Source organism: Pseudomonas fortuita, from assembly GCF_026898135.2.
GTDB classification, from domain to species: domain Bacteria; phylum Pseudomonadota; class Gammaproteobacteria; order Pseudomonadales; family Pseudomonadaceae; genus Aquipseudomonas; species Aquipseudomonas fortuita.
In genome coordinates this window covers 181,256-207,757 of record NZ_CP114035.2, presented here as the reverse complement: position 1 = coordinate 207,757, position 26,502 = coordinate 181,256, and the positions used below count along the sequence as shown (strand labels likewise).

Sequence of the window (26,502 nt, the reverse complement as noted above, 5' to 3'; positions counted from 1 at the left end):
TCCCTCGTCACGTTGGTTCCTTGTTGGTAGACAGCAGCATAGGCAAAGATCGCCAGGCGCGCAGGCCCGGCGCCAGAGTATGCGCTGTCAGCAGATTGCGGGAAAGACCCGTGTGGAAACGGCCTTGTGTCGCGAAAGGGCCGCAAAGCGGCCCTCCAGCGCATCAGCTGTCTTTGTTGTGGATGATGATGGTCGGGTCAGCACCGCTGATCAACGAGTTGATCGTGGTGTTGGACCAGTTCACCCCTTCCAGCTTGATGGTCACGTCGGCGTTGGCGATACCACCTGCGGCGTTGAGCTTGCCTTCGCTGCTGACTTGCAACGTGGTAGTGCCTTCCACCGTGGTGAGTTTCAGGTAGTTGTCGATCGTGCTGCCCTTCTCACCTTGCAGCAGATCGCTCAGGTCGATCTTGTCTTTCTCGCCTACCTTGAAGTCCTTGATCACGTCGTTGCCGTAATCACCCGCCTTCCACACGAAGGTGTCGGCACCGCTGCCACCGATCAGGATATCGTCGCCGTGGCCACCGATCAGGGTGTCATTGCCAGTACCGCCCAGCAGGATGTCATTACCCCGGCCACCATCGAGCGTGTCGTTACCACCTTGGCCGAAGAGGATGTCGTTGCCGTTGCCGCCGGACAAGAAGTCCTTGCCATCGTTGGCACCGGAGATATCGAACTCGGTGTAGTGCTCGGTGATGTACTGGTGCACGTTGCTGGTGGTAACAGCGCTGGCTTCGACACCGCTCTTCTGCGCAACGTAAGTCTGCAGGGCCTGATACCCCTCGCTGACGACACCATTGAGGGTGATCAGGTCACCGAAGATGATGTCGTTGCCGTTGCCGCCATCGATGCTGTCTGCACCTGGCAGCGTTGCCTCGGTATGCCCAAGGATTGCGCTGGCCAGATTGGAAGGATCGATATTAGTCTGCGGCTTGCCGGCACTGTCATAGGGCTTCAGGTCGGAGAGGCTGACATCATCGTTCAGTCCAATCGCCTGCACCTTGCTCAAGCCTTGCAAGGTAGTGCTGCCGCCCAGCAGCGTGAAGCTATCAGTCGTATTGGATGCTGAATCGGACCAGTTCGAGCTAGTCCCCCTACCTGTGCCACCCAGGCTGGAGAACTCATACGTGCCGTCCCCTTGGGCATGAATGGTCCCCACAGTCTCTGTGGAAGTTACACCCCAGCTGCCCCACCAGTTGTAGCCATACGTCGATACCTTGACAACGCCAGCACTGCTGATGTCGACCTTGTGAGTCGAATCGGCCCATTCACTGAACGTGCCCCCAGCTTTGTAGTTATTGACATTGACTACTTCGTCAAGCGTTTTGCCACCAGTCCACAGGCGTTTATCGGTTACTTCATTTCGCTGGTAATAGGTCGGCTTACCGTCGGTGATGAAGTACGTCAGGTTCTCTGCACCGGTATTGCTGATCGCAACTGTGCTCTTGAAGAAGTTGGCCGTGGTCTTGAAGGCATCTTCGTAGTTGGTGCCACCACCATCATCCCCGCCTTGCATCGACTTCAGGACCGCTTGCAGGTCATTCAAGGCGTTAAGATCGGCCAGGTTCACAGCAACGTTCTTGTTGACCTGCGTGTCGAAGTCGACAAGGAAGATGTTGACCGTACCCGAGGTGTCCGAGCCCAGGCTGGCTTTCAAGGTGGCAAACACAGACGCCAGCTGGGCCTTGGCTGCGGCAATAGACGCATCGGTCATGCTGCCGGAGCTGTCGACGATGAACGCAATATTGTAGTTCTTGCCCGCCACCACGTTCAGGCCCGACACGTCGGCGACGATGATGTCGTTGCCTTCGCTGCCGGTCATGGTGTCGTTGCCCGAAGTACCCACGCTGGCCTTGTAGGTTGCGCCGTACACCGTCACCGGGATGTTGCCGGTGGTGATGGCCGAACCGCCCAGGCTTTCGGTGGCAGTCGAGGTGACCGTGATGTCGAACGAGCCTTTGTAGTAGGTAGGTGGGGTGAGGGTAAGGCCGCTGAGTTTCCAGCCGGTCACATCCACCGGTGCGCTGCCTACTGTGACCGTGTGGCCTGCACCATCGCTGAGTACAGTGCCTTTCGGAATGCCGCTGAGGCTAACGTTCAGGGTTTCGGAGCCATCGGTGTCGGTCAGGGCAGTATTAATACCAACCAGTTTCACCGAGCCACCTTCCGGCCCTTCGTTCAGTTTGTAGCCGTCGTAGTAGCTCTGACCATTCACGGTGTGCAGATCGGACACGCCCAAGCCGGCGTTGGCCATCTCGGTCACGTTCTGATACATCTTGATGTTCGAGCTGCTCAGGTCAGTGACCGCACCCGAGCCTACCTGGATGTTCAGGTCATAGCTGCCTGGACCAGACTGGTTGGCATGGTAGACCTCGATCGGGTAGTAGCCGCTGGTGTTCGGGGTGAAGGTACCCGAAACCTGGCCACCGGCACCCCAGGTGGCCGTGACCACCGTCTTGCCACCAATGGTGACCACGAAGCTGTCGTCGGCGGTACCGCTGAAGGTGTAGGTCTTGCCGGCTTCCAGGTAGATCAGGCCCGACGTTTTCGAACCGGTGCCAGCAGTGACGCTGCCATCGGACTGCACGTTGGTAGTGGTGCTGCTGGAGTTGGCATTGCCAGAGTTGGCAAATACCGTCTTCAGGTCCTCGCCGGTAATGCCATTGCCGCCAGTACCGAGGCCTTTGAGGCTGGTCCAGACTTCTTTGGTCAGGCCTTTGGAGTCGATATCGGCGCTGCCGAAGCTGAGCGTCGGTTTGTCGGCTACCGGGCTGATGTCGACCTTCATGGTCACTTCTGTGCCCAGGTTGGTGCCATCGTTCGGCTTGTACTTGAACTGTGCGTAGTCAGCCTTCTGGTTACCCACGCCATTGCCACCGTAGTTATCCGAGCCCGACTGGTTGAGAAGCGGAACGAATTTCAGGTTCTTGGCAATGATGTCAGCCTGGCTCACCACCTGGCCAACGGTCACATTCACCCAGGCAGTACCGTTGAAGAACTGCAGGTTGCCGGCACCAGGGATCGAAGTAATGGTCACGGACAGACCGGTGTTGCCATCGGCATCGGTGACTTTGAAATCACTCCAGGCGAACACGTAGTCGGTGTCTTCCACGCCAAACACCGCGCCACCAGGTGAAACCGGCAGGTTGTCGTTGTCGAGGATGGTGGTAGTCACGCTCGATTTACTGCTATCAACCTGCAGGTTCTCGAAGTTGCCACCGGTGGCAGTTTCGATCTTCACCACGAAGTTCTCGGTACCTTCGACCAGCTTGTCGTCGATGGTAGCGATGTTGAACGTGGTGCCTGTGCTGTTGGCCGGGATCTTCACGGTGGTGACACCGGTGAAGTCCTCACCGTTTTTGGCGGTGCCGCTGTAGCTGAGGGTGATCGTGACTTCGGCCTTGGAGGCGTGGGTCAGGGTCAGCGTGTAAGCGCCAGTTTCGCCTTCGGTGAGCGAAGTGGTGCCGGTAATACTGACCTTGGCAATATCACCTTGGCCACTTGGCTCGTCACTTACCGTGGTGCTGACGGAGTTGGTACCTGCCACAAGGTTTTCGAAGACCTTGTCGCCAGCGACAGCAATGCCGGTGATCGACTTGGTAATGGTGTCCTGACCGCCCGTATAAACATCATCCGGGGCATTGATGCTGACAGTGCCAGTCGCCGAGCCCGGGTTGATGGTGACCTGAGTGCCACCGGTCAGGGTGACGGTCACACCACCGTGCCCAGTCACCGGCAGCTTGGTGTCTTCGCTGATCAGGGTCACGGTGTAGGTGATCTTGCCACCTTCGACTACAGCGGTGTTATCCACCGACAGGACAGCGGTGACTTTGCTGATGGTGTCGGTGACCTGAACGGTCGCCGGGGTACCGATCTGCAGGTTCTCCAGCGGCGCACCGGTGACGGTGGCCTTGTCGATGCTGACGGTGATCTGGCCCTTGTCGATGAACACGTCATCGCCCTGGGCAGGCGCCGAAATGGTTTTGGTGGTTTCACCAGCGGCGAACACCACGGTTTCACCGGTGCTCAGCAGCACGGTCAGCGGTTTATCGATGGCTTGGTTCAGGGTGAGCTTGAAGGTCGGCGCAGTCGCTTCGTTCACCGTGTCGGTGACCGGCGTGATGCTGACTTTCACCAGGTTCCCGGCGCCGTTCGGCTCGTCGCTGACAGTGGTGGTCACTGGCGTCTTATCGGTCACCAGGTTTTCGAACTTGGTGTCGCCGGTGACCGAAATGTCGGTGATCGACTTGGTGATCGCAGGCTGGCCACCGGCATACAGGTCGTTCGGTGCAGTGACGAAGGCGGTACCCGAGGCCGAGCCGGCCGGGATAGTCACGACCGTGCCGCCAGTCAGGGTCACGGTCACACCGCCGTGGCCGGTCACTGGCAGCTTGGTGTCTTCGCTGATCAGGGTCACGGTGTAGGTGATCTTGCCACCTTCGACTACAGCGGTGTTGTCCACCGACAGGACAGCGGTGACTTTGCTGATGGTGTCGGTGACCTGAACGGTCGCCGGGGTACCGATCTGCAGGTTCTCCAGCGGCGCACCGGTGACGGTGGCCTTGTCGATGCTGACGGTGATCTGGCCCTTGTCGATGAACACATCATCGCCCTGGGCTGGCGCCGAAACGGTCTTGGTGGTCTCGCCAGCGGCGAACACCACGGTTTCACCGGTGCTCAGCAGCACGGTCAGCGGTTTATCGATGGCCTGGTTCAGGGTCACCTTGAAGGTCGGCGCAGTGGCTTCGTTCACCGTGTCGGTGACCGGCGTGATGCTGACTTTCACCAAGTTCCCGGCGCCGTTTGGCTCGTCGCTGACGGTAGTGGTCACTGGGGTCTTGTCGGTCACCAGGTTTTCGAACTTGGTGTCACCCGAGACCGAAATGTCGGTGATCGACTTGGTGATCGCAGGCTGGCCACCGGCATACAGGTCGTTCGGTGCAGTGACGAAGGCGGTACCCGAAGCAGAACCCGCCGGAATAGTCACGACTGTGCCGCCAGTCAGGGTCACGGTCACACCGCCGTGGCCGGTCACTGGCAGCTTGGTGTCTTCGCTGATCAGGGTCACGGTGTAGGTGATCTTGCCACCTTCGACTACAGCGGTGTTGTCCACCGACAGGACGGCGGTGACTTTGCTGATGGTGTCGGTGACCTGAACGGTCGCCGGGGTACCGATCTGCAGGTTCTCCAGCGGCGCACCGGTAACGGTGGCCTTGTCGATGCTGACGGTGATCTGGCCCTTGTCGATGAACACATCATCGCCCTGGGCTGGCGCCGAAACGGTCTTGGTGGTCTCGCCAGCGGCGAACACCACGGTTTCACCGGTGCTCAGCAGCACGGTCAGCGGTTTATCGATGGCCTGGTTCAGGGTCACCTTGAAGGTCGGCGCAGTGGCTTCGTTCACCGTGTCGGTGACCGGCGTGATGCTGACTTTCACCAAGTTCCCGGCGCCGTTTGGCTCGTCGCTGACGGTAGTGGTCACTGGGGTCTTGTCGGTCACCAGGTTTTCGAACTTGGTGTCACCCGAGACCGAAATGTCGGTGATCGACTTGGTGATCGCAGGCTGGCCACCGGCATACAGGTCGTTCGGTGCAGTGACGAAGGCGGTACCCGAAGCAGAACCCGCCGGAATAGTCACGACTGTGCCGCCAGTCAGGGTCACGGTCACACCGCCGTGGCCGGTCACTGGCAGCTTGGTGTCTTCGCTGATCAGGGTCACGGTGTAGGTGATCTTGCCACCTTCGACTACAGCGGTGTTGTCCACCGACAGGACGGCGGTGACTTTGCTGATGGTGTCGGTGACCTGAACGGTCGCCGGGGTACCGATCTGCAGGTTCTCCAGCGGCGCACCGGTAACGGTGGCCTTGTCGATGCTGACGGTGATCTGGCCCTTGTCGATGAACACATCATCGCCCTGGGCAGGCGCCGAAACGGTCTTGGTGGTCTCGCCAGCGGCGAACACCACGGTTTCACCGGTGCTCAGCAGCACGGTCAGCGGTTTATCGATGGCCTGGTTCAGGGTCACCTTGAAGGTCGGCGCAGTCGCTTCGTTCACCGTGTCGGTGACCGGCGTGATGCTGACTTTCACCAGATTCCCGGCGCCGTTCGGCTCATCGCTGACAGTGGTGGTCACTGGCGTCTTATCGGTCACCAGGTTTTCGAACTTGGTGTCACCCGAGACCGAAATGTCAGTGATCGACTTGGTGATCGCAGGCTGGCCACCGGCATACAGGTCGTTCGGTGCAGTGACGAAGGCGGTACCCGAGGCCGAGCCGGCCGGGATAGTCACGACCGTGCCGCCAGTCAGGGTCACGGTCACACCGCCGTGGCCGGTCACTGGCAGCTTGGTGTCTTCGCTGATCAGGGTCACGGTGTAGGTGATCTTGCCACCTTCGACTACAGCGGTGTTGTCCACCGACAGGACAGCGGTGACTTTGCTGATGGTGTCGGTGACCTGAACGGTCGCCGGGGTACCGATCTGCAGGTTCTCCAGCGGCGCACCGGTGACGGTGGCCTTGTCGATGCTGACGGTGATGGTGCCTTTATCAACAAAGACGTCATCGCCTTGGGCCGGCGCCGAGATGGTCTTGGTGGTCTCGCCAGCAGCGAACACCACGGTTTCACCGGTGCTCAGCAGCACGGTCAGCGGTTTATCGATGGCCTGGTTCAGGGTCACCTTGAAGGTCGGCGCAGTGGCTTCGTTCACCGTGTCGGTGACCGGCGTGATGCTGACTTTCACCAAGTTCCCGGCGCCGTTTGGCTCGTCGCTGACGGTAGTGGTCACTGGGGTCTTGTCGGTCACCAGGTTTTCGAACTTGGTGTCACCCGAGACCGAAATGTCGGTGATCGACTTGGTGATCGCAGGCTGGCCACCGGCATACAGGTCGTTCGGTGCAGTGACGAAGGCGGTACCCGAAGCAGAACCCGCCGGAATAGTCACGACTGTGCCGCCAGTCAGGGTCACGGTCACACCGCCGTGGCCGGTCACTGGCAGCTTGGTGTCTTCGCTGATCAGGGTCACGGTGTAGGTGATCTTGCCACCTTCGACTACAGCGGTGTTGTCCACCGACAGGACGGCGGTGACTTTGCTGATGGTGTCGGTGACCTGAACGGTCGCCGGGGTACCGATCTGCAGGTTCTCCAGCGGCGCACCGGTAACGGTGGCCTTGTCGATGCTGACGGTGATCTGGCCCTTGTCGATGAACACATCATCGCCCTGGGCAGGCGCCGAAACGGTCTTGGTGGTCTCGCCAGCGGCGAACACCACGGTTTCACCGGTGCTCAGCAGCACGGTCAGCGGTTTATCGATGGCCTGGTTCAGGGTCACCTTGAAGGTCGGCGCAGTCGCTTCGTTCACCGTGTCGGTGACCGGCGTGATGCTGACTTTCACCAGATTCCCGGCGCCGTTCGGCTCATCGCTGACAGTGGTGGTCACTGGCGTCTTATCGGTCACCAGGTTCTCGAACTTGGTGTCGCCGGTGACTTCGATACCGGTGATCGACTTGGTAATTGCGTCCTGGCCGCCCGCGTACAGGTCGTTCGGCGCGGTGATTTCCACAGTGCCGGTGGCCGAGCCTGGGTTGATGGTGACCTGAGTGCCACCGGTCAAGGTAACGGTCACACCACCGTGGCCAGTCACTGGCAGCTTGGTGTCTTCGCTGATCAGGGTGACGGTGTAGGTGATCTTGCCACCTTCGACCACAGCGGTGTTGTCCACCGACAGGACGGCGGTGACTTTGCTGATGGTGTCGGTGACCTGAACGGTCGCCGGGGTACCGATCTGCAGGTTTTCCAGCGGCGCACCGGTAACGGTGGCCTTGTCGATGCTGACGGTGATCTGGCCCTTGTCGATGAACACGTCATCGCCCTGGGCTGGCGCCGAAACGGTCTTGGTGGTCTCGCCAGCGGCGAACACCACGGTTTCACCGGTGCTCAGCAGCACGGTCAGCGGCTTATCGATGGCCTGGTTCAGGGTCACCTTGAAGGTCGGGGCAGTCGCTTCGTTCACCGTGTCGGTGACTGGCGTGATGCTGACTTTCACCAGGTTCCCGGCGCCGTTTGGCTCGTCGCTGACGGTAGTGGTCACTGGGGTCTTGTCGGTCACCAGGTTCTCGAACTTGGTGTCGCCGGTGACTTCGATACCGGTGATCGACTTGGTAATTGCGTCCTGGCCGCCCGCGTACAGGTCGTTCGGCGCGGTGATTTCCACAGTGCCGGTGGCCGAGCCTGGGTTGATGGTGACCTGAGTGCCACCGGTCAAGGTAACGGTCACACCACCGTGGCCAGTCACTGGCAGCTTGGTGTCTTCGCTGATCAGGGTGACGGTGTAGGTGATCTTGCCACCTTCGACCACAGCGGTGTTGTCCACCGACAGGACGGCGGTGACTTTGCTGATGGTGTCGGTGACCTGAACGGTCGCCGGGGTACCGATCTGCAGGTTTTCCAGCGGCGCACCGGTAACGGTGGCCTTGTCGATGCTGACGGTGATCTGGCCCTTGTCGATGAACACGTCATCGCCCTGGGCTGGCGCCGAAACGGTCTTGGTGGTCTCGCCAGCGGCGAACACCACGGTTTCACCGGTGCTCAGCAGCACGGTCAGCGGCTTATCGATGGCCTGGTTCAGGGTCACCTTGAAGGTCGGGGCAGTCGCTTCGTTCACCGTGTCGGTGACTGGCGTGATGCTGACTTTCACCAGGTTCCCGGCGCCGTTTGGCTCGTCGCTGACGGTAGTGGTCACTGGGGTCTTGTCGGTCACCAGGTTCTCGAACTTGGTGTCGCCGGTGACTTCGATACCGGTGATCGACTTGGTAATTGCGTCCTGGCCGCCCGCGTACAGGTCGTTCGGTGCAGTGACGAAGGCGGTACCCGAGGCCGAGCCGGCCGGAATAGTCACGACTGTGCCGCCAGTCAGGATCACGGTCACACCGCCGTGGCCGGTCACTGGCAGCTTGGTGTCTTCACTGATCAGGGTCACGGTGTAGGTGATCTTGCCACCTTCCACCACAGCGGTGTTGTCCACCGACAGGACAGCGGTGACTTTGCTGATGGTGTCGGTCACGTTGACAGTGGCCGGGGTACCGATCTGCAGGTTCTCCAGCGGAGCACCGGTAACGGTGGCCTTGTCGATGCTGACGGTGATGGTGCCTTTATCAACAAAGACGTCATCGCCCTGGGCAGGCGCCGAAATGGTCTTGGTGGTCTCGCCAGCTGCGAACACCACGGTTTCGCCAGTACTCAGGACAACGGTGAGCGCCTTGTCCAGCGCTTGGTTCAGGGTGACGTTAAAGGTTGGTGCAGTGGCTTCGTTCACCGACTCGGTGACCGGCGTGATGCTGACCTTGACCAGGTTGTCGTTGCCGTTTGGCTCATCGCTGACGGTAGTGGTGACCGGGGTCTTGTCGGTCACCAGGTTCTCGAACTTGGTGTCGCCGGTGACCGAAATGTCGGTGATCGACTTGGTGATCGCAGGCTGGCCACCGGTGAACAGGTCGTTCGGTGCAGTGACGAAGGCGGTACCCGAGGCCGAGCCGGCCGGAATAGTCACGACTGTGCCGCCAGTCAGGGTCACGGTCACACCGCCGTGGCCGGTCACTGGCAGCTTGGTGTCTTCACTGATCAGGGTCACGGTGTAGGTGATCTTGCCACCTTCCACCACAGCGGTGTTGTCCACCGACAGGACAGCGGTGACTTTGCTGATGGTGTCGGTCACGTTGACAGTGGCCGGGGTACCGATCTGCAGGTTCTCCAGCGGAGCACCGGTAACGGTGGCCTTGTCGATGCTGACGGTGATGGTGCCTTTATCAACAAAGACGTCATCGCCCTGGGCAGGCGCCGAAATGGTCTTGGTGGTCTCGCCAGCTGCGAACACCACGGTTTCGCCAGTACTCAGGACAACGGTGAGCGCCTTGTCCAGCGCTTGGTTCAGGGTGACGTTAAAGGTTGGTGCAGTGGCTTCGTTCACCGACTCGGTGACCGGCGTGATGCTGACCTTGACCAGGTTGTCGTTGCCGTTTGGCTCATCGCTGACGGTAGTGGTGACCGGGGTCTTGTCGGTCACCAGGTTCTCGAACTTGGTGTCGCCGGTGACCGAAATGTCGGTGATCGACTTGGTGATCGCAGGCTGGCCACCGGTGAACAGGTCGTTCGGTGCAGTGACGAAGGCGGTACCCGAGGCCGAGCCGGCCGGAATAGTCACGACTGTGCCGCCAGTCAGGGTCACGGTCACACCGCCGTGGCCGGTCACTGGCAGCTTGGTGTCTTCACTGATCAGGGTCACGGTGTAGGTGATCTTGCCACCTTCCACCACAGCGGTGTTGTCCACCGACAGGACAGCGGTGACTTTGCTGATGGTGTCGGTCACGTTGACAGTGGCCGGGGTACCGATCTGCAGGTTCTCCAGCGGAGCACCGGTAACGGTGGCCTTGTCGATGCTGACGGTGATGGTGCCTTTATCAACAAAGACGTCATCGCCCTGGGCAGGCGCCGAAATGGTCTTGGTGGTCTCGCCAGCTGCGAACACCACGGTTTCGCCAGTACTCAGGACAACGGTGAGCGCCTTGTCCAGCGCTTGGTTCAGGGTGACGTTAAAGGTTGGTGCAGTGGCTTCGTTCACCGACTCGGTGACCGGCGTGATGCTGACCTTGACCAGGTTGTCGTTGCCGTTTGGCTCATCGCTGACGGTAGTGGTGACCGGGGTCTTGTCGGTCACCAGGTTCTCGAACTTGGTGTCGCCGGTGACTTCGATACCGGTGATCGACTTGGTAATTGCGTCCTGGCCGCCCGCGTACAGGTCGTTCGGCGCGGTGATTTCCACAGTGCCGGTGGCCGAGCCTGGGTTGATGGTGACCTGAGTGCCACCGGTCAAGGTAACGGTCACACCACCGTGGCCAGTCACTGGCAGCTTGGTGTCTTCACTGATCAGGGTGACGGTGTAGGTGATCTTGCCACCTTCGACCACAGCAGTGTTGTCCACCGACAGGACAGCGGTGACTTTGCTGATGGTGTCGGTCACGTTGACAGTGGCCGGGGTACCGATCTGCAGGTTCTCCAGCGGAGCACCGGTAACGGTGGCCTTGTCGATGCTGACGGTGATGGTGCCTTTATCAACAAAGACGTCATCGCCCTGGGCAGGCGCCGAGATGGTCTTGGTAGTCTCGCCAGCAGCGAACACCACGGTTTCGCCAGTACTCAGGACAACGGTGAGCGCCTTGTCCAGCGCTTGGTTCAGGGTGACGTTAAAGGTTGGTGCAGTGGCTTCGTTCACCGACTCGGTGACCGGAGTGATGCTGACCTTGACCAGGTTGTCGTTGCCGTTCGGCTCATCGCTGACGGTCGTGGTGACCGGGGTCTTGTCGGTCACCAGGTTCTCGAACTTGGTGTCGCCGGTGACTTCGATACCGGTGATCGACTTGGTAATTGCGTCCTGGCCGCCCGCGTACAGGTCGTTCGGCGCGGTGATTTCCACGGTGCCGGTGGCCGAGCCTGGGTTGATGGTCACCTGAGTGCCACCGGTCAAGGTAACGGTCACACCACCGTGGCCGGTCACTGGCAGCTTGGTGTCTTCACTGATCAGGGTCACGGTGTAGGTGATCTTGCCGCCTTCGACCACAGCAGTGTTGTCCACCGACAGGACAGCGGTGACTTTGCTGATGGTGTCGGTCACGTTGACAGTGGCCGGGTCGCCGATCTGCAGGTTTTCCAGCGGCGCACCGGTGACGGTGGCCTTGTCGATGCTAACGGTGATGGTGCCTTTATCAACAAAGACGTCATCGCCTTGGGCCGGCGCCGAGATGGTCTTGGTGGTCTCGCCAGCAGCGAACACCACGGTTTCGCCAGTACTCAGGACAACGGTGAGCGCCTTGTCCAGCGCTTGGTTCAGGGTGACGTTAAAGGTTGGTGCAGTGGCTTCGTTCACCGACTCGGTGACCGGAGTGATGCTGACCTTGACCAGGTTGTCGTTGCCGTTTGGCTCATCGCTGACGGTAGTAGTCACTGGGGTCTTGTCGGTCACCAGGTTCTCGAACTTGGTGTCGCCGGTGACCGAAATGTCGGTGATCGACTTGGTGATCGCAGGCTGGCCACCGGTGAACAGGTCGTTCGGTGCAGTGACGAAGGCGGTACCAGAGGCCGAGCCGGCCGGAATAGTCACGACTGTGCCGCCAGTCAGGGTCACGGTCACACCGCCGTGGCCAGTCACTGGCAGCTTGGTGTCTTCACTGATCAGGGTCACGGTGTAGGTGATCTTGCCACCTTCCACCACAGCGGTGTTGTCCACCGACAGGACAGCGGTGACTTTGCTGATGGTGTCGGTGACCTGAACGGTCGCCGGGTCGCCGATCTGCAGGTTTTCCAGCGGCGCACCGGTGACGGTGGCCTTGTCGATGCTAACGGTGATGGTGCCTTTATCAACAAAGACGTCATCGCCTTGGGCCGGCGCCGAGATGGTCTTGGTGGTCTCGCCAGCAGCGAACACCACGGTTTCACCGGTGCTCAGCAGCACGGTCAGCGGTTTATCGATGGCCTGGTTCAGGGTGAGCTTGAAGGTCGGCGCAGTCGCTTCGTTCACCGTGTCGGTGACCGGCGTGATGCTGACTTTCACCAGGTTACCCGCACCGTTTGGCTCGTCGCTGACGGTAGTGGTGACCGGGGTCTTGTCGGTCACCAGGTTTTCGAACTTGGTGTCGCCGGTGACTTCGATACCGGTGATCGACTTGGTAATTGCGTCCTGGCCGCCCGCGTACAGGTCGTTCGGCGCGGTGATTTCCACGGTGCCGGTGGCCGAGCCTGGGTTGATGGTCACCTGAGTGCCACCGGTCAAGGTCACGGTCACACCACCGTGGCCAGTCACTGGCAGCTTGGTGTCTTCACTGATCAGGGTCACGGTGTAGGTGATCTTGCCGCCTTCCACCACAGCAGTGTTGTCCACCGACAGGACGGCGGTGACTTTGCTGATGGTGTCGGTCACGTTGACAGTGGCTGGGTCGCCGATCTGCAGGTTTTCCAGCGGCGCACCGGTGACGGTGGCCTTGTCGATGCTGACGGTGATCTGGCCCTTGTCGATGAACACGTCGTCGCCCTGGGCAGGCGCCGAGATGGTCTTGGTGGTCTCGCCAGCAGCGAACACCACGGTTTCACCGGTGCTCAGCAGCACGGTCAGCGGTTTATCGATGGCCTGGTTCAGGGTGAGCTTGAAGGTCGGCGCAGTCGCTTCGTTCACCGTGTCGGTGACCGGCGTGATGCTGACTTTCACCAGGTTACCCGCACCGTTTGGCTCGTCGCTGACGGTAGTGGTGACCGGGGTCTTGTCGGTCACCAGGTTTTCGAACTTGGTGTCGCCGGTGACTTCGATACCGGTGATCGACTTGGTAATTGCGTCCTGGCCGCCCGCGTACAGGTCGTTCGGCGCGGTGATTTCCACGGTGCCGGTGGCCGAGCCTGGGTTGATGGTCACCTGAGTGCCACCGGTCAAGGTCACGGTCACACCACCGTGGCCAGTCACTGGCAGCTTGGTGTCTTCACTGATCAGGGTCACGGTGTAGGTGATCTTGCCGCCTTCCACCACAGCAGTGTTGTCCACCGACAGGACGGCGGTGACTTTGCTGATGGTGTCGGTCACGTTGACAGTGGCTGGGTCGCCGATCTGCAGGTTTTCCAGCGGCGCACCGGTGACGGTGGCCTTGTCGATGCTGACGGTGATCTGGCCCTTGTCGATGAACACGTCGTCGCCCTGGGCAGGCGCCGAGATGGTCTTGGTGGTCTCGCCAGCAGCGAACACCACGGTTTCACCGGTGCTCAGCAGCACGGTCAGCGGTTTATCGATGGCCTGGTTCAGGGTGAGCTTGAAGGTCGGCGCAGTCGCTTCGTTCACCGTGTCGGTGACCGGCGTGATGCTGACTTTCACCAGGTTACCCGCACCGTTTGGCTCGTCGCTGACGGTAGTGGTGACCGGGGTCTTGTCGGTCACCAGGTTCTCGAACTTGGTGTCGCCGGTGACTTCGATACCGGTGATCGACTTGGTAATTGCGTCCTGGCCGCCCGCGTACAGGTCGTTCGGCGCGGTGATTTCCACGGTGCCGGTGGCCGAGCCTGGGTTGATGGTCACCTGAGTGCCACCGGTCAAGGTAACGGTCACACCACCGTGGCCAGTCACTGGCAGCTTGGTGTCTTCACTGATCAGGGTGACGGTGTAGGTGATCTTGCCACCTTCCACCACAGCGGTGTTGTCCACGGACAGGACAGCGGTGACTTTGCTGATGGTGTCGGTGACCTGAACGGTCGCCGGGGTACCGATCTGCAGGTTTTCCAGCGGCGCACCGGTAACGGTGGCCTTGTCGATGCTGACGGTGATCTGGCCCTTGTCGATGAACACGTCATCGCCCTGGGCTGGCGCCGAAACGGTCTTGGTGGTCTCGCCAGCGGCGAACACCACGGTTTCGCCAGTACTCAGGACAACGGTGAGCGCCTTGTCCAGCGCTTGGTTCAGGGTGACGTTAAAGGTTGGTGCAGTGGCTTCGTTCACCGACTCGGTGACCGGAGTGATGCTGACCTTAACCAGGTTGTCGCTGCCGTTCGGCTCGTCGCTGACGGTAGTGGTGACCGGGGTCTTGTCGGTCACCAGGTTCTCGAACTTGGTGTCGCCGGTGACCGAAATGTCAGTGATCGACTTGGTGATCGCAGGCTGGCCACCGGCATACAGGTCGTTCGGTGCAGTGACGAAGGCGGTACCCGAGGCCGAGCCGGCCGGGATAGTCACGACCGTGCCGCCAGTCAGGGTCACGGTCACACCACCGTGGCCGGTCACTGGCAGCTTGGTGTCTTCGCTGATCAGGCTCACGGTGTAGGTGATCTTGCCACCTTCGACTACAGCGGTGTTGTCCACCGACAGGACAGCGGTGACTTTGCTGATGGTGTCGGTGACCTGAACAGTCGCCGGGGTACCGATCTGCAGGTTCTCCAGCGGCGCACCGGTGACGGTGGCCTTGTCGATGCTGACGGTGATCTGGCCCTTGTCGATGAACACGTCATCGCCCTGGGCTGGCGCCGAAACGGTCTTGGTGGTCTCGCCAGCGGCGAACACCACGGTTTCACCAGTGCTCAGCAGCACGGTCAGCGGTTTATCGATGGCCTGGTTCAGGGTGAGCTTGAAGGTCGGCGCAGTCGCTTCGTTCACCGTGTCGGTGACCGGCGTGATGCTGACTTTCACCAGGTTGTCGCTGCCGTTCGGCTCGTCGCTGATGGTAGTGGTGACCGGGGTCTTGTCGGTCACCAGGTTTTCGAACTTGGTGTCGCCGGTGACTTCGATACCGGTGATCGACTTGGTAATTGCGTCCTGGCCGCCCGCGTACAGGTCGTTCGGCGCGGTGATTTCCACGGTGCCGGTGGCCGAGCCTGGGTTGATGGTCACCTGAGTGCCACCGGTCAAGGTAACGGTCACACCACCGTGGCCAGTCACTGGCAGCTTGGTGTCTTCACTGATCAGGGTGACGGTGTAGGTGATCTTGCCACCTTCCACCACAGCGGTGTTGTCCACCGACAGGACAGCGGTGACTTTGCTGATGGTGTCGGTCACGTTGACAGTGGCCGGGTCGCCGATCTGCAGGTTTTCCAGCGGCGCACCGGTGACGGTGGCCTTGTCGATGCTGACGGTGATCTGGCCCTTGTCGATGAACACATCGTCGCCCTGGGCAGGCGCCGAGATGGTCTTGGTGGTCTCGCCAGCAGCGAACACCACGGTTTCACCGGTGCTCAGCAGCACGGTCAGCGGTTTATCGATGGCCTGGTTCAGGGTGAGCTTGAAGGTCGGCGCAGTCGCCTCGTTCACCGTGTCGGTGACCGGCGTAATGCTGACCTTCACCAGGTCACCCTGCCCGGAAGGCTCATCCGTAACGCTGGTGCTGACCTCGGTCTTATCCAGGGTCAGGTTCTCGAACTTCCACGCGTCCGCGCCGCTGACCGCGTCGATGGCGTTGACCACCGGCTCGTTAGCACCGACATAGACGTTATCCGTCGCGGTCGCAGTGGCCGAACCGGTGGTGCTGTTGGCGGGCACGATGACAGTGGTGCCATCGGTCAGCTTGAAATACAGCTCCGAGTGGTTATTGATCGGCAGACCGTCTTTGTTGGTCAGCGTGATGGTGTAGGTGATCTCGCCGCCTTCGGTCACCGAAGGGGTCGCAGTCAACTTGGCCACAACCTCGTCAATGGTGTCGGTCACCTTGACCGAAGCATCACCACCCAACTGCAGGTTCTCGAAGGCAGCACCGGTAGCGTCTACCGCCGACTTGATGCCCAGGGTGATTTCGCCAGCATCCTGGTAAACGTCGTCACCCTGCGCGTCGTGAGCATACGGCTCGCTCGAGGTCTGACCGGCCTTGATGGTTACAACCGCGTTGTTGCTCAGGGTCACGACCAGGTCGTGGGCCAGGGCGGTGTTGATGTGCACGGTGAAGGTCGGTTTGACGTTCTCGGCCACAGAAGTCTGGTCGGCCGTGATGGTGACCTTGACGATATCGCCTTCGTTGCCTGGGGTGCCTGGCTCGTCGGTAACCTGGGTGCTGACCGGGGTCTTGTCCAGGTTCAGGTTTTCAAACTTCCACGCGTCCGCGCCGCTGACCGCGTCGATGGCGTTGACCACCGGCTCGTTAGCACCGACATAGACGTTATCCGGCGCGGTCGCAGTGGCCGAACCGGTGGTGCTGTTGGCGGGCACGATGACAGTGGTGCCATCGGTCAGCTTGAAATACAGCTCCGAGTGGTTATTGATCGGCAGACCGTCTTTGTTGGTCAGCGTGATGGTGTAGGTGATCTCGCCGCCTTCGGTGACCGACTGGCTTGCGGTCAACTTGGCCACAACCTCGTCGATGGTGTCGGTCACTTTGACCGAAGCATCACCACCCAACTGCAGGTTCTCGAAGGCAGCACCGGTAGCGTCTACCGCCGACTTGATGCCCAGGGTGATTTCGCCAGCATCCTGGTAAACGTCGTCACCCTGCGCGTCGTGAGCATACGGCTCGCTCGAGGTCTGACCGGCCTTGATGGTTACAACCGCGTTGTTGCTCAGGGTCACGACCAGGTCGTGGGCCAGGGCGGTGTTGATGTGCACGGTGAAGGTCGGTTTGACGTTCTCGGCCACCGAAGTTTGGTCGGCCGTGATGGTGACCTTGACGATATCGCCTTCGTTGCCTGGGGTGCCTGGCTCGTCGGTAACCTGGGTGCTGACCGGGGTCTTGTCCAGGTTCAGATTTTCAAACTTCCACGCGTCCGCGCCGCTGACCGCGTCGATGGCGTTGACCACCGGCTCGTTAGCACCGACATAGACGTTATCCGGCGCGGTCGCAGTGGCCGAACCGGTGGTGCTGTTGGCGGGCACGATGACAGTGGTGCCATCGGTCAGCTTGAAATACAGCTCCGAGTGGTTATTGATCGGCAGACCGTCTTTGTTGGTCAGCGTGATGGTGTAGGTGATCTCGCCGCCTTCGGTGACCGACTGGCTTGCGGTCAACTTGGCCACAACCTCGTCGATGGTGTCGGTCACTTTGACCGAAGCATCACCACCCAACTGCAGGTTCTCGAAAGCAGCACCGGTAGCGTCTACCGCCGACTTGATGCCCAGGGTGATTTCGCCAGCATCCTGGTAAACGTCGTCACCCTGCGCGTCGTGAGCATACGGCTCGCTCGAGGTCTGACCGGCCTTGATGGTTACAACTGCGTTGTTGCTCAGGGTCACGACCAAGTCGTGGGCCAGGGCGGTGTTGATGTGCACGGTGAAGGTCGGTTTGACGTTCTCGGCCACCGAAGTTTGGTCGGCCGTGATGGTGACCTTGACGATATCGCCTTCGTTGCCTGGGGTGCCTGGCTCGTCGGTAACCTGGGTGCTGACCGGGGTCTTGTCCAGGTTCAGATTTTCAAACTTCCACGCGTCCGCGCCGCTGACCGCGTCGATGGCGTTGACCACCGGCTCATTAGCACCGACATAGACGTTATCCGGCGCGGTCGCAGTGGCCGAACCGGTGGTGCTGTTGGCGGGCACGATGACAGTGGTGCCATCGGTCAGCTTGAAGTACAGCTCCGAGTGGTTATTGATCGGCAGACCGTCTTTGTTGGTCAGCGTGATGGTGTAGGTGATCTCGCCGCCTTCGGTGACCGACTGGCTTGCGGTCAACTTGGCCACAACCTCGTCGATGGTGTCGGTCACTTTGACCGAAGCATCGCCGCCCAACTGCAGGTTCTCGAAGGCAGCACCGGTAGCGTCTACCGCCGACTTGATGCCCAGGGTGATTTCGCCAGCATCCTGGTAAACGTCATCGCCCTGCGCCGCGTGCTCGTACGGTGCACTGGTTTCGCCTGCCTTGATGGTCACCGTGGCATTGTTGCTCAGGGTCACGACCAGGTCGTGGGCCAGGGCGGTGTTGATGTGCACGGTGAAGGTCGGTTTAACGTTCTCGGCCACCGATGCCTGGTCAGCGGTGATGGTGACTTTGACGATGTCACCTTCGTTGCCAGGGGTGCCTGGCTCGTCAGTAACCTGGGTGCTGACCGGAGTCTTGTCCAGATTCAGGTTTTCAAACTTCCACGCGTCCGCGCCGCTGACCGCGTCGATGGCGTTGACCACCGGCTCGTTAGCGCCGACATAGACGTTATCCGGCGCGGTTGCAGTGGCCGAACCGGTGGTGCTGTTGGCGGGCACGATGACAGTGGTGCCATCGGTCAGCTTGAAGTACAGCTCCGAGTGGTTATTGATCGGCAGGCCATCTTTGTTGGTCAGCGTGATGGTGTAGGTGATCTCGCCGCCTTCGGTGACCGACTGGCTTGCGGTCAACTTGGCCACAACCTCGTCGATGGTGTCGGTCACTTTGACCGAAGCATCGCCGCCCAACTCCAGGTTTTCGAAGGTACGACCATCAACGTCCACAGCCGACTTGATGCCCAAGCTGATTTCGCCGCCGTCCAGATAGACGTCGTCGCCCTGCGCCGCGTGCTCGTAAAGCGCGCTGGTTTCGCCGGCCTTGATGGTGACTGTGGCGTTGTTGCTCAAGGTGACGACCAGGTCGTGTGCCAGAGCGGTATTGATGTGCACGGTGAAGGTCGGTTTGACGTTCTCGGCCACCGAAGTCTGGTCGGCAGTGATGGTGACCTTGACCAGATCGCCTTCGTTATTGCCGCCTGGGTTACCGGGGGTACCTGGCTCGTCAGTGACGGTGGTGCTGACCGGGGTCTTGTCCAGTGTCAACTGTTCGAATTTTCCGACGTCAGCGCCAGCAACGGTAGCGATCGACTGCACCACCGGGGTATTGCTGCCGACATAGACGTTGTCCGGAGCAGTGACGGTAATCGAGCCGCTGGTGCCATTGGCCGGCACGGTAATGACGGTTTTGCCGTCGCTCAGCGTGAAGTTCAGGGCGCCGTGGTTGTTGATCGGCAGGCCGTCTTTGTTGGTCAGCGTGATGGTGTAGGTGATCTCGCCGCCTTCGGTGACCGAAGGCGTCGCGGTCAGCTTGGCCACGACTTCGTCGGTGGTGTCTGTCACTTGGACGGTAGCCGCACCGCCCAGCTCCAGGTTCTCGAAGGTAGCACCGGTGGCGTCTACCGCCGACTTGATACCCAGGCTGATTTCGCCCGAATCATTGTAGACGTCATCCCCCTGCGCATCGTGGGTGTATGGCGCGCTGATTTCGCCCGCCTTGATGGTCACGGTCGCGTTGTTGCTCAGGGTCACAACCAGGTCGTGATCCAGCGGCTGGTTGATGTGCACAGTGAACGTCGGTTTGACGTTTTCCGCCACCGAAGTCTGGTCGGCGGTGATGGTGACCTTGACCAGGTCGCCTTCGTTGCCTGGGGTGCCTGGTTCGTCGGTAACCTGGGTGCTGACCGGGGTCTTGTCCAGATTCAGGTTTTCGAACTTCCACGCATCCGCGCCGCTGACAGCATCGATGGCATTGACCACCGGCTGGTTAGTACCGACATACACGTTATCCGGGGCGGTTGCAGTGGCCGAGCCCGTGGTGCTGTTGGCCGCGACGACAACGGTGGTGCCATCGGTCAGCTTGAAATATAGCGCCGAATGGTTGTTGATCGGCAGACCGTCTTTGTTGGTCAGCGTGATGGTGTAGGTGATCTCGCCACCTTCGGTAACCGAAGGCGTCGCAGTCAGCTTGGCTACCACTTCGTCGATGGTGTCGGTCACTTTGACCGAAGCATCACCACCCAACTGCAGGTTCTCAAAGGCAGCACCGGTAGCGTCTACCGCCGACTTGATGCCCAGGGTGATTTCGCCAGCATCCTGGTAAACGTCATCGCCCTGCGCCGCGTGCTCGTACGGTGCACTGGTTTCGCCGGCCTTGATGGTCACCGTGGCATTGTTGCTCAGGGTCACGACCAGGTCGTGCTCCAGAGGCTGGTTGATGTGCACGGTGAACGTCGGTTTGACGTTCTCGGCCACCGATACCTGGTCAGCGGTGATGGTGACTTTGACGATGTCACCTTCGTTGCCAGGGGTGCCTGGCTCGTCGGTAACCTGGGTGCTGACCGGGGTCTTGTCCAAGTTCAGGTTTTCAAACTTCCACGCGTCCGCGCCGCTGACCGCGTCGATGGCGTTGACCACCGGCTCGTTAGCACCGACATAGACGTTATCCGGGGCGGTTACAGTGGCCGAGCCGGTGGTGCTGTTGGCCGCGACGACAACGGTGGTGCCATCGGTCAGCTTGAAATATAGCGCCGAATGGTTGTTGATCGGCAGACCGTCTTTGTTGGTCAGCGTGATGGTGTAGGTGATCTCGCCGCCTTCGGTAACCGAAGGCGTCGCAGTCAGCTTGGCTACCACTTCGTCGATGGTGTCGGTCACTTTGACCGAAGCATCACCACCCAACTGCAGGTTCTCGAAGGCAGCACCGGTAGCGTCTACCGCCGACTTGATGCCCAGGGTGATTTCGCCAGCATCCTGGTAAACGTCATCGCCCTGCGCCGCGTGCTCGTACGGTGCACTGGTTTCGCCGGCCTTGATGGTCACCGTGGCATTGTTGCTCAGGGTCACGACCAGGTCGTGCTCCAGCGGCTGGTTGATGTGCACGGTGAACGTCGGTTTGACGTTCTCGGCCACCGAAGTCTGGTCGGCAGTGATGGTTACTTTGACCAAGTCACCTTCGTTGTTGCCGCCTGGGTTGCCCGGAGTACCTGGCTCATCGGTAACGGTTGTGCTGACCGGCGTCTTGTCCAGGGTCAGCTGTTCGAACTTGCCGACATCAGCGCCAGCAACAGTTGCGATCGACTGTACCACCGGGGTATTGCTGCCAACGTAAACGTTGTCCGGAGCAGTCACGGTGATCGAACCGCTGGTGCCGTTGGCCGGCACGGTGATGACGGTCTTGCCGTCGCTCAGCGTGAAGGTCAGGGCGCCGTGGTTGTTGATCGGCAGGCCGTCTTTGTTGGTCAGCGTGATCGTGTAGGTGATCTCGCCGCCTTCGGTCACCGAAGGGGTGGCGGTCAGCTTAGCCACAACTTCACTGATAGTGTCCGAGATCTCAACGGTAGCTGGACCACCCAAGGCCAGGTTCTCGAAAGTGGCACCTGGAACGGTAGCGTCGGTAACGCTGAGGGTGATGGAGCCAGCGTCGTGATAGACGTCATCACCCTGAGCCGGAGTCTTGTACTCGACTTCGGTCTTACCGGCTTCGATCGTCACGGTGTCTCCGTTCGACAGAGTGACGGTCAACGGACGATCCAGCGCCTGGCTTACTTTCACAGTAAAGGAAGGTTGCTGGTCTTCGGTCACATTGCCATTGCTGACGATGCTTACGGTGACAGTATCAACGCTGTCATTGATGACAGTCGAGGCTGGAGTCGGATTCGGGGTCAGCTGCTCGAAGTTGCCGCCGGTGGCGTTCTCGATGGTGACGCTAACAGTCGAACCGTTGTTATAGACGTCGTTCGCCGGGGTCTGGAAATCAACGCTGCCTTGGGTCTTGCCCGCTTCAACAGTGATGGTCTGGCCGTTGGACAGGGTCACGGTTACCGGCGTCTGGGCAGGGTTGCTCAGGGTCACGGTGTAGGTGATGACACCGCCTTCGGTCACCGACGGGTTCGCCGTCAGCGTTGCGGTGGTGGTGTCGACCGAATCGTTGATCGTGGTCTGAGCCGGGGTCGGATTCGGGGTCAACTGCTCGAAGTTACCGCCCGTGGCGTTCTCGATGGTGACGCTGACAGTCGAACCGTTGTTGTAGACGTCGTTCGCCGGGGTCTGGAAATCAACGCTGCCTTGGGTCTTGCCCGCTTCAACAGTGATGGTCTGGCCGTTGGACAGGGTCACGGTTACCGGCGTCTGGGCAGGGTTGCTCAGGGTCACGGTGTAGGTGATGACGCCGCCTTCGGTCACCGACGGGTTCGCCGTCAGCGTTGCGGTGGTGGTGTCTACTGAATCGTTGATCGTGGTCTGAGCCGGGGTCGGGTTCGGCGTCAGCTGCTCGAAGTTGCCACCGGAAGCGCCGGTTATGGTTGTGCTTACAGTCGAACCGTTGTTGTAGACGTCGTTCGCCGGGGTCTGGAAGTCAACGCTGCCTTGGGTCTTGCCGGCTTCAACAGTGATGGTCTGGCCATTGGACAGGGTCACGGTTACCGGCGTCTGGGCAGGGTTGCTCAGGGTCACGGTGTAGGTGATCACGCCACCTTCAGTGACGCTTGGCGAAGCGGTCAGGGTCGCAGTGGTGGTGTCGACCGAATCGTTGATCGTGGTCTGCGCCGGGGTCGGATTCGGGGTCAACTGCTCGAAGTTACCGCCCGTGGCGTTCTCGATGGTGACGCTGACAGTCGAACCGTTGTTGTAGACGTCGTTCGCCGGGGTCTGGAAATCAACGCTGCCTTGGGTCTTGCCGGCTTCAACAGTGATGGTCTGGCCATTGGACAGGGTCACGGTTACCGGCGTCTGGGCAGGGTTGCTCAGAGTCACGGTGTAGGTGATGACACCACCTTCGGTCACCGACGGGTTCGCGGTCAGCGTTGCGGTGGTGGTGTCTACTGAATCGTTGATCGTGGTCTGAGCCGGGGTCGGGTTCGGCGTCAGCTGCTCGAAGTTGCCACCGGAAGCGCCGGTTATGGTTGTGCTTACAGTCGAACCGTTGTTGTAGACGTCGTTCGCCGGGGTCTGGAAATCAACGCTGCCCTGGGTTTTGCCGGCTTCAACGGTGATGGTCTGGCCATTGGACAGGGTCACGGTTACCGGCGTCTGGGCAGGGTTGCTCAGGGTCACGGTGTAGGTGATGACACCGCCTTCGGTCACCGACGGGTTCGCCGTCAGCGTTGCGGTGGTGGTGTCTACTGAATCGTTGATCGTGGTCTGAGCCGGGGTCGGATTCGGCGTCAGCTGCTCGAAGTTGCCACCGGAAGCGCCGGTTATGGTTGTGCTTACAGTCGAACCGTTGTTGTAGACGTCGTTCGCCGGGGTCTGGAAATCAACGCTGCCCTGGGTTTTGCCGGCTTCAACGGTGATGGTCTGGCCATTGGACAGGGTCACGGTTACCGGCGTCTGGGCAGGGTTGCTCAGGGTCACGGTGTAGGTGATCACGCCACCTTCAGTGACGCTTGGCGAAGCGGTCAGGGTCGCAGTGGTGGTGTCGACCGAATCGTTGATCGTGGTCTGCGCCGGGGTCGGATTCGGGGTCAGCTGTTCGAAGTTACCACCGGTAGCGCCAGTAATAGTTGTGCTGACGGTCGAGCCGTTGTTGTAGACGTCGTTCGCCGGGGTCTGGAAGTCAACGCTGCCTTGGGTCTTGCCCGCTTCAACAGTGATGATCTGGCCGTTGGACAGGGTCACGGTTACCGGTGTCTGGGCAGGGTTGCTCAGGGTCACGGTGTAGGTGATTACGCCACCTTCAGTGACGCTTGGCGAAGCGGTCAGGGTCGCAGTGGTGGTGTCGACCGAATCGTTGATCGTGGTCTGCGCCGGGGTCGGATTCGGCGTCAGCTGCTCGAAGTTGCCACCGGAAGCGCCGGTTATGGTTGTGCTTACAGTCGAACCGTTGTTGTAAACGTCGTTCGCCGGCGTCTGGAAGTCGACGCTGCCCTGGGTCTTGCCCGCCTCAACGGTGATGGTCTGGCCGTTGGACAGGGTCACAGTCACTGGCGTCTGGGCAGGGTTGCTCAGGGTCACGGTGTAGGTGATGACGCCACCTTCAGTGACGCTTGGCGAAGCGGTCAGGGTCGCAGTGGTAGTGTCGACCGAATCGTTGATCGTGGTCTGCGCCGGGGTCGGATTCGGGGTCAGCTGTTCGAAGTTACCACCGGTAGCGCCAGTAATAGTTGTGCTGACGGTCGAGCCGTTGTTGTAGACGTCGTTCGCCGGGGTCTGGAAGTCAACGCTGCCTTGGGTCTTGCCCGCTTCAACAGTGATGGTCTGGCCGTTGGACAGGGTCACAGTCACTGGCGTCTGGGCAGGGTTGCTCAGGGTCACGGTGTAGGTGATCACGCCACCTTCAGTGACGCTTGGCGAAGCGGTCAGGGTCGCAGTGGTGGTATCTACCGAATCGTTGATCGTGGTCTGCGCCGGGGTCGGATTCGGCGTCAGCTGCTCGAAGTTGCCACCGGAAGCGCCGGTTATGGTTGTGCTTACAGTCGAACCGTTGTTGTAGACGTCGTTCGCCGGCGTCTGGAAGTCGACGCTGCCCTGGGTCTTGCCCGCCTCAACGGTGATGGTCTGGCCATTGGACAGAGTAACGGTTACCGGCGTCTGGGCAGGGTTGCTCAGGGTCACGGTGTAGGTAATCACACCGCCCTCGGTCACCGACGGATTCGCCGTCAGTGTCGCAGTGGTGGTGTCGATGGTATCGGTAACCTGGGTAACCGCCGGCGCTTGCGGCACAGTCACCGTCAGGCCGTTGCCACCGGTGGTACCCGTTACAGTTGCCGAGATCTGGCCACCGTCGATATACGGCGTGTCATTTGCCGGAACCACGACATTGACGCTGCCGCTGGTCTGCCCGGCCGGGATGACGATAACGGCACCGTTAGACAGGGTGACGATCAGGTTGGTGGTCGGCGCTTGGCCAACCGTAGCGGTATAGACGATTACGCCACCCGCTTCGCTGATGGAAGGAGTGGCGCCAAGAATAAGGTCGGTAGCAACGTTGGTGCCTGTCGTCGGCGTAGTCACCTGGTTGTTGCTGGTGGTATCCAGCAAGCCAACCTCTTCACTATCGAGCGCGCCAGCAAAGCCCAGCCCTTGCGTCGGGAACCCGACGGTAGCGTCTACCCGGCCCGCGGTTTCCTCCAGCATCACAAAGCTGTGACCACCGCCCAGCGCGCCGCCGCCCGCTGCGGACGGGCCGGCTGCGGTGGCCTCAAGCTCGGTAGTCGGGTCGACACCTGCAGCGATCGCCTGTTGCAGTTCTTCCACCGACGGTGCGGCCTGTGCGGTCGCCTGGCTCAGGTCGGTGCTGCTGTCGGGCGCATCGGCACTCCACTGGCTGTCACGGCCAAGGTCAAGCAGACGGCCATCGGCCAGCTCAAGAGTAACTGCGCCACCCGGGCCAGTGAGTACTTCCTCACCTGCCAACAGGCGGTCCCCTTCGATGAGCACACGGCGAATACCCTCTGGGGATACCGCAATAACCTGGCCGACAATGCTTTTGACGATGGCTACAACGCTGCTCATTGGACTCTCCGTGTGACCCTATGGGTACTTCCCTGCCAGAGCGGCACTCGCAGCCACTTCAGGCGGAACTATGTCGATGATCTCTTGACGCTTTTTTTCGTCAATTTTTCGTCTATAACTATTTGGAATTACTTAAATGCCAAACTATTGACCTTATACAGGCCATCCTAAACAATCGGCAATGTAATGTCACATTGATATTTGTACCTTAGCCAACGGTTCATTCAGAACAAATGTCGTACATCATCGAAAGCGCGCTCAACGCTATTTTCGGCAACAGTTATTACACCCTGAGTCGGTATTTCATGCTGCTGACAATCCCCCCCTTCAGCAACCGTCAAGCCTGCAGACGTCAATTTAAAAGCGCCCGGGCTGCCGCGTTTAGACAAGCACAAACCTTGCCTTAAACCCGACGGGCAGGGGCATCAAAACCCGCAAAACCAGGGGATTGTATAGCCGCACGAGCCAACACCAGCCGCTGAGCGCGTGACGTGCAACAACACTTCATCGCAGATCAAAGGGATAGAGAACGATTGCGCAGATAACCACACGGCGATGATGGCAAACCATTGACGATTTCTGAACCAGAACCGAGCGTGCAAACAGACTTACGCCGATGAATTTTAACGATCGATACCTATAAGACCGTCAACAAATCAGCGCCCATTTACTGACGACGAAAAAGATCGATCACCGACGGCAATTCTCACTCGCCCCGCGGGCAGTCTATGCTGCTGAAAATGCTTCAGCCTGCATGCACACTGGATCAAAAATGAAACACCCTTGCTCAGGAGCAGCCTGGTAGCAATGAACGACGTACAATTGTTTACTCAGTATCGATTCGAGGCGACCATTGGCCGTCTGCT

The 26,502-nt window shown here is 60.1% G+C and carries 1 protein-coding gene; it reads right to left on the bottom strand.

All coding sequences use genetic code 11. From position 1 onward, the window contains the following. Positions 1-163 precede the first annotated feature (163 nt). A complete protein-coding gene (locus tag OZ911_RS00885; RefSeq protein ID WP_268968549.1) occupies positions 164-25,636 on the bottom strand; it encodes an immunoglobulin-like domain-containing protein in 25,473 nt (8,490 codons plus the stop codon). Positions 25,637-26,502: the final 866 nt, after the last annotated feature.

Coding starts and splice junctions, on each gene's coding strand:
- OZ911_RS00885 (WP_268968549.1), bottom strand. CDS start 25,636: ATGAGCAGCGTTGTAGCCATCGTCAAAAGCATTGTCGGCCAGGTTATT.